11 protein-coding genes are annotated in these 10,559 nt (G+C 59.8%); 2 read left to right on the forward strand and 9 right to left on the reverse strand.

The window, feature by feature from the left end:
* Nucleotides 1-150 precede the first annotated feature (150 nt).
* Genes D8V06_RS25230 through D8V06_RS25240 form a run of 3 tightly spaced genes read right to left on the reverse strand, consistent with a single transcriptional unit; the run spans nucleotide 151 to nucleotide 2,666 of the window.
* Nucleotides 151-924 carry a MetQ/NlpA family ABC transporter substrate-binding protein gene (locus D8V06_RS25230; protein WP_130932040.1) on the reverse strand — a complete coding sequence of 258 codons (774 nt, stop codon included), beginning with the start codon at nucleotides 922-924 and terminating at the stop codon, nucleotides 151-153.
* A gap of 60 nt (nucleotides 925-984) precedes the next feature.
* Nucleotides 985-1,659 (reverse strand): methionine ABC transporter permease, encoded by a 675-nt coding sequence (locus D8V06_RS25235; protein WP_130932041.1) that lies wholly within the window; start codon nucleotides 1,657-1,659, stop codon nucleotides 985-987.
* Nucleotides 1,659-2,666, reverse strand: a complete 1,008-nt coding sequence (locus D8V06_RS25240) for a methionine ABC transporter ATP-binding protein (protein WP_130903782.1) — start codon at nucleotides 2,664-2,666, stop codon at nucleotides 1,659-1,661. The genes D8V06_RS25235 and D8V06_RS25240 overlap by 1 nt, the downstream gene beginning before the upstream one ends.
* A 209-nt stretch (nucleotides 2,667-2,875) precedes the next feature.
* On the opposite strand from D8V06_RS25240, the gene katE reads away from it, so the two are divergent.
* On the forward strand, nucleotides 2,876-5,014 hold the full coding sequence (katE, locus tag D8V06_RS25245; protein ID WP_056854203.1) for a catalase HPII: 2,139 nt from the start codon (nucleotides 2,876-2,878) through the stop codon (nucleotides 5,012-5,014).
* A gap of 282 nt (nucleotides 5,015-5,296) precedes the next feature.
* Here the strand turns inward: katE and D8V06_RS25250 are convergent, their stop codons facing one another.
* From D8V06_RS25250 to zur, 4 genes are read right to left on the reverse strand one after another with little or no spacing between them, the layout of a single operon-like run.
* On the reverse strand, nucleotides 5,297-6,013 hold the full coding sequence (locus tag D8V06_RS25250) for a PA5502 family lipoprotein (protein ID WP_056854204.1): 717 nt from the start codon (nucleotides 6,011-6,013) through the stop codon (nucleotides 5,297-5,299).
* A gap of 37 nt (nucleotides 6,014-6,050) precedes the next feature.
* Nucleotides 6,051-6,839 (reverse strand): zinc ABC transporter permease subunit ZnuB, encoded by a 789-nt coding sequence (gene znuB / locus D8V06_RS25255; RefSeq protein WP_056854205.1) that lies wholly within the window; start codon nucleotides 6,837-6,839, stop codon nucleotides 6,051-6,053.
* Entirely contained in the window at nucleotides 6,832-7,617 is a 786-nt protein-coding gene (gene znuC, locus D8V06_RS25260) for a zinc ABC transporter ATP-binding protein ZnuC (RefSeq protein ID WP_056854206.1), read from the reverse strand. Before znuC ends, znuB begins: the two co-directional genes overlap by 8 nt.
* Nucleotides 7,617-8,099, reverse strand: coding sequence for a zinc uptake transcriptional repressor Zur (zur, locus tag D8V06_RS25265; RefSeq protein WP_056854207.1), 483 nt, complete (start codon nucleotides 8,097-8,099; stop codon nucleotides 7,617-7,619). The genes znuC and zur overlap by 1 nt, the downstream gene beginning before the upstream one ends.
* A gap of 66 nt (nucleotides 8,100-8,165) precedes the next feature.
* On the opposite strand from zur, the gene D8V06_RS25270 reads away from it, so the two are divergent.
* Complete coding sequence (locus D8V06_RS25270; protein WP_130932042.1) at nucleotides 8,166-9,086, forward strand: zinc ABC transporter substrate-binding protein; 921 nt, start codon at nucleotides 8,166-8,168, stop codon at nucleotides 9,084-9,086.
* Between the two features lie 128 nt (nucleotides 9,087-9,214).
* Here D8V06_RS25270 and D8V06_RS25275 read toward each other — a convergent pair whose 3' ends face one another.
* Both D8V06_RS25275 and D8V06_RS25280 read right to left on the reverse strand, forming a co-directional pair.
* Entirely contained in the window at nucleotides 9,215-10,168 is a 954-nt protein-coding gene (locus D8V06_RS25275) for a homoserine kinase (protein WP_056854209.1), read from the reverse strand.
* A gap of 50 nt (nucleotides 10,169-10,218) precedes the next feature.
* Nucleotides 10,219-10,509: a DUF2782 domain-containing protein gene (locus tag D8V06_RS25280; RefSeq protein ID WP_015092908.1), complete on the reverse strand. Its 291-nt coding sequence runs from the start codon at nucleotides 10,507-10,509 to the stop codon at nucleotides 10,219-10,221.
* Nucleotides 10,510-10,559: the final 50 nt, after the last annotated feature.

The raw sequence follows: 10,559 nt of genomic DNA on the forward strand, positions 1-10,559 counted from the left end.
GCATAAGAACGCCGGTTTGTTAGATGTGTTTGCTCGCACGAACATCATCAATCAAATCGGCGTTCTTGTTTCTGTGTTTCCCGGGATTCCGTGAAGAACCAAAAAAAAGGGGACGCCTGTAGCGTCCCCTTTTTTCGTTGTGTTCGCAGATCAGAACGCTGGCACTACCGCGCCTTTGTACTTCTCGACGATGAACGCTTTCACGTCCGGGCTGTGCAGTGCAGCTGCCAGTTTCTTCATCGCTTCGCTGTCCTTGTCGTCCGGGCGGGCAACGAGGATGTTCACGTAAGGCGAGTCGCTGCCTTCGATGACCAGTGCGTCTTTGGACGGGTCGAGTTTGGCTTCCAGCGCGTAGTTGGTGTTGATCAGGGCCAGGTCGACCTGGGTCAGCACGCGCGGGATGGTGGCGGCTTCCAGTTCACGGAACTTGAGGTTCTTCGGGTTGGCGGTGATGTCCTTGACGGTCGACAGGATGTTGTTCGCATCCTTCAACTGGATCACGCCAGCCTTGGCCAGCAGCAACAGCGCACGGCCGCCGTTGGTGGCGTCGTTCGGGATAACGACGGTGGCGGTGCTTGGCAGCTCTTCCAGTGTTTTGTACTTGCTGGAGTAAACGCCCAGCGGCTCCAGGTGCACGCCGGCGACCGACACCAGGTGGGTGCCCTTGGCCTTGTTGAATTCATCGAGGTACGGCTGGTGCTGGAAGAAGTTGGCGTCCAGGCGTTTTTCCGCAACCTGTACGTTTGGCTGGATGTAGTCGGTGAAGACTTTGACCTTGAGGTCGACGCCTTCTTTGGCCAGGGCCGGTTTAACGAATTCGAGGATTTCCGCGTGCGGGACTGGCGTTGCGGCGACCGTCAGGGTGTCAGCAGCGTGGGCGGAAAACGCGGCAACGGCAGCGAAGGCGACGAGTAGTTTTTTCATTCAGCTAACTCCATGTGAGGCGCCCGTTTGGCGCCTGCCAGCGAATGGCCGGCTCATGTCTTACTTACGGGAAAAGTGGACGACCAGTTTGTCGCCGACGGTTTGCAGTATTTGCACCAGTACCAGCAGCAACACCACGGTGACGACCATCACGTCAGTCTGGAAACGCTGGTAACCGAAGCGGATCGCCAGGTCGCCCAAACCACCGGCACCGACCACACCGGCCATGGCCGTGTAGGACACCAGTGTAATGGCTGTCACCGTAATCGCGGCGTAGATGCCCGGGCGGGCTTCCGGCAGCAACGCGTTAGTGATGATCTGCCGCGTGGTCGCGCCCATGGCCTGGGTTGCTTCGATGATGCCGCGATCCACTTCACGCAGGGCGGTTTCCACCAGTCGCGCGAAGAACGGCGTGGCGCCCACCACCAGCGGCGGGATCGCGCCGGCAACCCCGAGCGAGGTGCCGGTGATCAGCACCGTGACCGGGATCATGACGATCAACAGAATAATGAACGGCAGCGAACGCAGGATGTTCACCACCAGCGACAACAGGGCGTACACGCCTTTGGCTTCGAGCAACTGACGCGGGCTGCAGAGGAACAGCAACACGCCCAGTGGCAGGCCGAGCAGTACGGTGAACAACAGCGAACCGCCGAGCATCAGCAGGGTGTCACCGGTGGCCAGCCAGATTTCGAACCAGTCGATATTGGCGAAGAAACTTGTCAGGGCTTCCATTAGCGCAGCACCTCCATGTGGACGTCGGCGGCGGTGAAGCGGGCGAAGGCCGCTTCCATGTCACCACCGGTCACGGCCAGGGTCAGTTGCCCGTAAGGGATATCTTTGATGCGGTCGATGCGACCGGCGAGGATGCTGTAGTCCACACCCGTTTCGCGGGCGACGGTACCCAGCAGCGGCGCGTAGGTCGCTTCGCCCTGGAAGGTCAGACGCACGATACGGCCCGGCACGTGAGCGAAGTCGTCACGTTGCTCGCTTTCATCGATGTGCTCGTCTTCCTGTACGAAGCGCTTGGTGGTCGGATGCTTGGGATGCAGGAACACATCGGCCACCGAGCCCTGCTCGACGATCACGCCTGCGTCCATCACGCCGACCTGGTCGCAGACCCGCCGGATCACGTCCATCTCATGGGTGATCAGGACGATGGTCAGTTTCAGTTCGCGATTGATCTCGGCCAGCAATTGCAGGACCGACGCCGTGGTCTGCGGGTCGAGGGCGCTGGTGGCTTCATCGCACAGCAGGATTTTGGGCTTGGTCGCCAAGGCGCGGGCAATGCCGACACGCTGCTTCTGGCCGCCAGACAATTGCGCCGGGTACTTTTTGGCGTGGTCGGACAGACCAACCCGCGCCAGCAACTCAGCCACTCGCCGGTCGATTTCGCTACGCGACAGTTCACCGGCCAGCGTCAGCGGCATGGCGACGTTGTCGGCCACAGTCTTGGATGCCAGCAGGTTGAAGTGCTGGAAAATCATCCCGACTTGCTGTCGGAAACGGCGCAGGCCATTGGCGTCCAGCGCGGTGACTTCTTCGCCGTCGACAAAGATCTTGCCGCCACTGGCGCTTTCCAGGCGATTTATCAGACGCAGCAGGGTACTTTTTCCCGCACCGGAATGGCCGATCAGGCCGAAAACCTGACCGTTCTCAATCGTCAGACTGGTCGGATGCAGGGCGGGGATATCCTTACCGGCGACGCGGTAGGTTTTATGGACGTTTTGAAACTCGATCACGTAGCGAACCTTGTGGGGCGCGTTGGAAAAGGGTCAGCGGTTAGCCGGGCGCGCATTTTAGCCTGTCCGTATAGAGGTTCTTAGCATTTATTTCGCATTCATCCAGCCATTTGGCAATAACGCGATCAAAGGTCAGATAAAAGGAACGGCTAAAAACCCCGTCAGTCACTACTTAGGCAACTCGAAAATACCCCGAGGAGATATGCCTGATGAGTACCAAGAAGCCTGCCGCGACCAAGAGCGCGATGGCCGGGACTGATACCCTGGACCGCAACAACAGCAATGCCAAACTCGACAGCCTGGAAAACTTCCGCTCTGACGCCACCGGCCAGGCCTTGCGCACCAATCAAGGCGTGAAAGTCGCGGACAATCAGAACACCCTGAAGGTCGGCGCCCGCGGACCTTCCCTGCTGGAAGACTTCATCATGCGTGAGAAAATCACGCACTTTGACCATGAGCGCATACCCGAGCGCATCGTTCACGCTCGCGGCACCGGCGCCCATGGCTACTTTCAGTCCTACGAAAACCATAGCGTACTGACCAAAGCCGGATTTTTGCAGGATCCCGGCAAGCAGACCCCGGTATTCGTGCGCTTTTCCACGGTACAAGGCCCACGCGGGTCAGGCGATACGGTTCGCGACGTACGAGGTTTCGCGGTGAAGTTCTTCACCGACGAAGGCAACTACGACCTGGTGGGCAATAACATGCCGGTGTTTTTCATCCAGGACGCCATCAAGTTTCCCGATTTCGTACACGCGGTGAAACCCGAGCCGCACAATGAAATCCCAACCGGCGGCTCGGCCCATGACACGTTTTGGGACTTCGTTTCGTTGCAACCGGAATCGGCGCACATGGTGATGTGGGCGATGTCCGATCGGGCGATTCCGAAAAGTCTGCGCAGCATGCAGGGCTTCGGCGTCCATACCTTCCGCTTCATCAATGCCGAAGGAAAATCGCGCTTCGTCAAATTCCACTGGCGTCCCACCGCCGGTACCTGCTCGCTGGTATGGGATGAAGCGCAGAAACTTGCCGGTAAAGATACCGACTACCACCGTCGGGATCTCTGGGAAGCCATCGAGATGGGCGACTACCCGGAATGGGAACTGGGGGTACAAGTGGTAGAAGAAGAAAACGAGCACGACTTCGATTTCGATATTCTCGACCCGACCAAGATCATTCCCGAAGAAATCGTGCCGATCACGCCGCTGGGCAAGATGGTGCTTAACCGCAACCCGGACAATTTCTTCGCCGAAGTCGAACAGGTTGCGTTCTGCCCGGGGCATATCGTGCCGGGCATCGACTTTTCCAACGACCCACTGCTGCAAGGCCGGTTGTTTTCCTACACCGACACGCAGATCAGCCGACTCGGCGGACCGAACTTTCATGAGATCCCGATCAACCGTCCAGTAGCACCGTTCCACAACGGGCAGCGGGATGCGCTGCATCGAACCACCATCGATAAGGGGCGTGCGGCTTACGAACCGAATTCCATCGACGGCGGCTGGCCGAAGGAAACCCCGCCTGCCGCGCAGGATGGCGGCTTCGAGAGCTATCAGGAACGCATCGACGCCAACAAGATTCGCCAGCGCAGCGAATCATTCAGTGACCATTTTTCCCAGGCACGCCTGTTTTTCCACAGCATGAGCAAGCACGAACAGGAACACATCATTGCGGCGTACAGCTTTGAGCTGGGCAAGGTCGAACGGGAATTCATCCGTGCCCGTGAGGTGAACGAGATTCTGGCCAATATCGATCTGGAACTGGCCAAGCGCGTGGCGCAAAACCTTGGCTTGCCGGCCCCGACGGCTGGAACGGTGGAGGTGCCGAAAACCTCTCTGGAGCGCTCCCCTGCGTTGAGCCAGGCCAACTTGCTGCCCGGGGATATCAAAACCCGCAAAGTGGCGATCCTTGCTGCCGATGGTGTCGACGGCGCCGCAATTGATGCCATGAAGAAAGCGCTGGAAGCTGAAGGCGCTCACGCCAAGCTGCTGGGGCCGACCTCGGCGCCGGTAAAAACCGCTGACGGCAAGGCGTTGCCAGTGGATGCATCCATGGAAGGTTTGCCTTCAGTGGCATTCGACGCGGTGTTTGTGCCCGGTGGCGCGGCGTCGATCAAGGCGCTGAGTGCCGATGGCGTGGCGCTGCATTACGTGCTGGAGGCTTACAAGCACCTGAAGGCGATTGCGCTGCACGGTGAGGCGAAGCAGTTGCTGGATGTGTTGAAGCTGGAGGCTGATGCGGGTTTGATCGTCGGGGCGGATGCCAAACTGTTCAAGGCGTTTTTTGCCGCGATCGGTCAGCATCGGGTGTGGGACAGGGAGCCCAAGGCCAAGGCGATTCCGGCCTGAGGTTCTGTTTCGTTTGAGCGCGCGCCTTCGCGGGTACATACGGTAATGCTGTTCACTTAAGGACGAACCTATTCCCGTGGCGAGGGAGCTTGTCGGATCGCCGCACCGTCCCGCTGGGCTGCGCAGCAGACCCTTTTTGGGCCGCTTCGCGCCCCAGCGGGACGGTGCGGCGATCCGACAAGCTCCCTCGCCACAGGATGTAATGTTCTCTCAAGTGAACAGCATTACGCTCCTACAGGGTTCATTGAAACATTGTAGGAGCTAGGCTTGCCCGCGAGCTTTTCAAGATTTACGAGGGCTAAGGACCATTTGCGCCGGGACGCTGCGCAGAATCTGCCGCTCCAGCTTCAGGTCGAATTGCGGGTCGAGCTTTTTCACGCGTTTGGTCAGCAGGTTTGCCAACCACGGGTAATCATCGGTACGCGGCGCCTGAATGCTCACATCGCACTGGTAATTCACAACATCGGCGGCGATGGCGTCCAGTTGACGACGCAGTTTGCCCATATCGTTGATGTTTAGCGCTACCGTCGTGCTTTCCGCCGTCGGGTCGATGACTTTGGCTTTGGGCATGGCTTCCGCGGCTTTGAGTGCTGCTTCGGCTTTTTCCAGTTCCGCTTTGCGGGCCTCAGCGATAGGGCCGTTGACGCCACCGGTCAATGCTGGCGCCTTGGGCATCAATGCACGGGCACGGGCCAGGGCCGTAGCGGCCGCATTTACGTCACCTTTTTGCAGCACGATCTGGCTACGTAGCAAGTAGGCTTCGGCCAGTTGCCGTTGGTATTGCTCAAGGGATTGATCATTGGGCGACTCGGCCTGCAAGGCGGCCAATTGACCTTCGGCCGTGGCCAGCTCACTGCTGGCCAGGCTTTGCTCAAGCTGTGCAATGGCCGTGGCCCGCGCATCCGGGACCTCGGTGGCCGTCGGTGGCGTGCTTTGGCAGGCGCCCAGCAGCAAGGAAAATGCGACAAGGAGCAGATAACGGGCGGCGAACGACTTCATTCCTGCGACTCTCTATTTGCGCAAAAAACGAGCAAGTCTACACCCCTCGACGGGGCAGAACAAAACTCAGCAGAAACAGTGCGGCGGCCGTCACAACAATCGACGGACCGGCCGGGGTGTCCTTGAACCAGGACAGCGCCAGCCCGCCACACACCGCGAGTATGCCCAACAGGCTCGCGCCCAGTGCCATCTGTTCCGGTGAACGGGCGTGACGTTGTGCCGCAGCCGCCGGAATGATCAGCAACGAAGTAATCAGCAATACGCCGACGATTTTCATCGCCACGGCAATCACCACGGCGATCAGCAACATCAGCGCCATGCGTAAACCCGCCACGGGCAAACCTTCGACCCTTGCCAGCTCCTCATGCACCGTAATCGCCAGCAATGGCCGCCACAAGGTAACCAGCAAGGCCAGCACCGCCGCGCTGCCACCGAGAATCCAGGCCAGATCGGTCGGGCTGATCGCCAGCAAGTCGCCGAACAGATAGGCCATCAGGTCGATCCGCACTTCGTGCATGAAGCTTAGTACCACCAATCCCAAAGAGAGGGTGCTCGGTGCGAGAATTCCCAAAAGTGTGTCGGACGCCAGCGGCTGGCGCTGTTGCAAGGTCACCAGTAACACCGCCAACAGCAAGCAGCCTACGGTCACGGCGACAGTCGGGCTGACATCCAGCAGGAAACCCAGCGCAACGCCCAGCAACGCCGCGTGTGACAAGGTGTCACCGAAATAGGCCATGCGCCGCCAGACGACGAAGGAGCCCAACGGACCCGCGACCACAGCCAGAGCCAAACCTGCAAGCAGGGCGTAGAGCAGAAAATCAGCCATGCTTGCAGCTATCTCCGTGAACATGGTTATGGCCCGACCCGGGCGCCTTGACGACCGAGCCGTGCAGATCGTGGGCGTGGTCGTGATGGTGGTGATAAATCGCCAGACTCTGTGCGTTTTTGCCGAAAAGCTCGACGAATGCCGGATCGCCACTGACCTGTTCAGGGTGGCCGGAGCAGCAGACGTGGCGATTGAGGCACACCACCTGATCGGTAGTGCTCATGACCAGATGCAGATCGTGGGAAACCATCAATACACCGCAGCCGTGCCGGTCACGCAGACGGGTAATCAGGCTGTAGAGCTCGGCCTGGCCAGCGACGTCGACCCCTTGCACCGGCTCGTCGAGCACCAACAGTTGCGGCTCACGCAACAGCGCGCGAGCCAGCAAGACACGCTGCATTTCACCGCCGGAAACACTTTGCACCGGGCTGTCGATCACCTGTTCGGCGCCGACTTCCTTGAGCGCGGCCAGGGCCATCGCGCGGTCCACACCTGGCACCAGGCGCAAGAAGCGCAGCACGGAAAGCGGCAGGGTCGGATCGACATGGAGTTTTTGCGGCATGTAGCCCACCCGCAGTTTCGGCTTGCGCCAGACGCTGCCGCTGTCGGGTTTCAACAAGCCAAGCACGGCACGCACCAGCGTGGTCTTGCCCGCGCCGTTGGGGCCGATCAGGGTGACGATCTGGCCTGGCTCGACGCTCAGCTCGATATTGTCCAGCACCGGTTGCCCGGCAAACGTAACGGCAACCTGTTCGAGTCGGATCAGCGCGTTGCTCATCAAGCCCCCTGGCAACCCGAGCAGAGACCGATCACTTCGACGGTCTGGCCCTCAACGACGAACCCGACATCCTCGGCGCTGGCGATAATCGCGTCGCTGATGGATTTCTGTTCGAGCTCAATGGCGGCGTGGCATTCACGGCAGATCAGGAACTGCCCCTGATGCGCGTGCTCCGGATGATTGCAGCCGATGAAGGCGTTGAGGGATGAGATGCGGTGAACGAGGCCGTTTTCCAGCAGGAAATCCAGTGCGCGGTACACGGTTGGCGGCGCGGCACGGCGGCCATCTTGTTCGCTGAGCACCGCGAGAATGTCATAGGCACCCAATGGCTTGTGGCTTTGCCAAACCAGCTCCAGCACCCGCCGCCGCAACGCCGTCAGGCGCAGGCCCTGACGTGCGCACAAAGCATCGGCCTCAGACAGAGCGCTATGCACGCAATGAGAGTGGTCGTGGGGACGGCTGGCAATCGGTGTTTTAGGCATGAGCGGCGACGAGGTTTGTGAGAGACGTTATTATGTTACCCGTTCTCGCCTCTTTGAGTGGTCATCGTGTCCCGAATTTTTTCTATCTTTGTCGCATTTATCGCCAGTGTTCTGCTGATGGGTTCAGCGCAAGCCGAGGTCAAAGTCCTCACCAGCATCAAGCCGCTGCAACTGATCGCCGCTGCCGTGCAGGACGGCGTGGCGATTCCGGAAGTGCTGCTGCCGCCAGGCGCCTCGCCTCATAACTATGCCTTGCGCCCTTCCGACGTACGGAAGGTGCAGTCGGTCGATCTGCTGTACTGGATCGGTCCGGACATGGAAGGTTTCCTGCCGCGAGTACTCAATGGTCGTACTTTGCCTAGCGTTTCCGTTCAGGTTTTGCCAGGGATGAAACTCCGCCATTTCGCCGAAGATAACCACTCACACGCCGAAGAAGCCGACGAACATGATCATGATCATCGCCCGGGCAGCCTCGACGCGCACTTGTGGCTGTCGCCGATCAATGCCCGAGTCATCGCCACCAAAATGGCGGCTGACCTGAGTGCCGCCGACCCTGCCAATGCAGCGCGCTATCAGAGCAACCTCAAGGCGTTCGATGAGCGTCTGGATGCGCTCGACGTGCGGCTGAAGAAACGCCTGGCAGGCATTGAAGGCAAACCTTACTTCGTGTTTCACGAGGCTTTTGACTACTTCGAAGACGCCTACGGCCTTAAGCACGCGGGCGTATTCAGCGTTGCCGCGGAAGTACAGCCCGGCGCCCAGCACGTAGCGGCGATGCGTGCGCGGTTGCAGGAAGTCGGCAAGACCTGCGTCTTCAGCGAGCCGCCGCTGCGCCCGCGCCTGGCCGAAACCCTGGTAGCGGGCCTGCCGGTGAAATTGGCGGAGCTGGATGCGTTGGGCGGTTACACACCCGCAACAGCTCAGGGGTATGAGCAGGTGCTGGAGAAGTTGGGGAATGATTTGGCGGGGTGCCTGGAGTCGCTTTAATTAATGCAATAACCCTGTGGCGAGGGAGCTTGCTCCCGCTGGACTGCGCAGCAGGCCCCCCCCAAGAAGGGGTCGCTTCGCAACCCAGCGGGACGGTGCGGCGATCCGACAAGCTCCCTCGCCACAATTTAAAGAGCGAAAGGCAACGGTGTATTGACCGTCTGCCGCTGTGCCAGGCGCAATTGAAACTCCATCGGGTCGTGAATCAGCACGTCCTGCCCGGCGAATGATTCGGCCGCGATCAGGCGCGACAACCAGAACCGCACGCACGCCACCCGCAACAGGGTCGGCCACAACTCGGCTTCGGCCGCCGTGAACGGACGCAGTGCGGCGTAAGCGCCCAACAGCGCTCGCGCTCGCGCTCCGTCGATCAGACCATCGTCATCGGAACACCAGTCGTTCAAGGCAATCGCCACGTCGTAGAGCATCGGCCCCGAACACGCGTTGTAGAAGTCGATCAGCCCGGTCAGGTGCGTGCCCTCGAACATCGCGTTGTCGCGGAACAGGTCGGCGTGGATGTTGGCGCGAGGCAGCGCCAGAATTTTCTCTTTCTGCCGGGTGATTTCTTCCAGCGCTCGCTGCAACAGTTCCTTTTGCTCGGCATTCACGTGCGAAAGGAATTGCGTACCCTCCTCCAGCATCCAGTCCAGGCCACGATCGGTCTTGCGCTTGATCATGTTTGCGGCTTGGGTGGCCAGGTGCAGATGCGCCAGCAACTCGCCCACTTGCGCGCAATGTTGCGCGTTGGCCTGCTTGATGTGCTTGCCGGCCAGGCGCGGTTGCAACAATGCAGGCTTGCCAGCCAGCTCACGCAACGCCACGCCGTCCGTGGTGCGGATGGCGTATGGCACCGGCAGATCGGCTTGGTGCAACACGTCGAGCAGCTCGATGAAGAACGGCATTTCTTGCACCGGGCCACGCTCGACCAGGGTCAGGACAAACTCGCCCTGCTCCAGGCTGATAAAAAAATTGGTGTTTTCGCTACCGGCGGCAATCCCCTGGAAATCAAGCAGGCGGCCGAGGCCATAAGGGGCGAGAAAAGCTTCCAGCTCAGGCCGAGCCAGGGGGGTGAACACAGACATGTTTAAGCTGCCAGTACGGGCGCTGGTGGGCGCCAATTGAAATTAAGAAACTACTTCCACTCGAAGATCTTCCACGACGGAATCAGCATATCGGGCTGATCCGAGCGGATAAAGTTACCGTCCGATCCATCGGCGCGCACCAGAAAGTACGGTTTTCCGCCCTTCGGCGTGACCTGAATGGCATACAGGAAGCCATTCTGGCGGTATTCCTTGATCGTGTTGTCGCCTTCCGTGCGGATGGTTACATCCGGTTCCGGCGATGGCGCATCGTCCGCCGCCATAACAGCCAATGGAGTGATTGCAAACAAGCCAGCCAGCAACAGGCGATTTAGTGTGCGCATGATAACCTTGTCCCTTTGTCGTCAACGGTCCCGCTATTCTAGCGCCGGAC

The organism is Pseudomonas sp. Sample_24, from assembly GCF_004307605.1.
Classification (GTDB): Bacteria; Pseudomonadota; Gammaproteobacteria; order Pseudomonadales; family Pseudomonadaceae; genus Aquipseudomonas.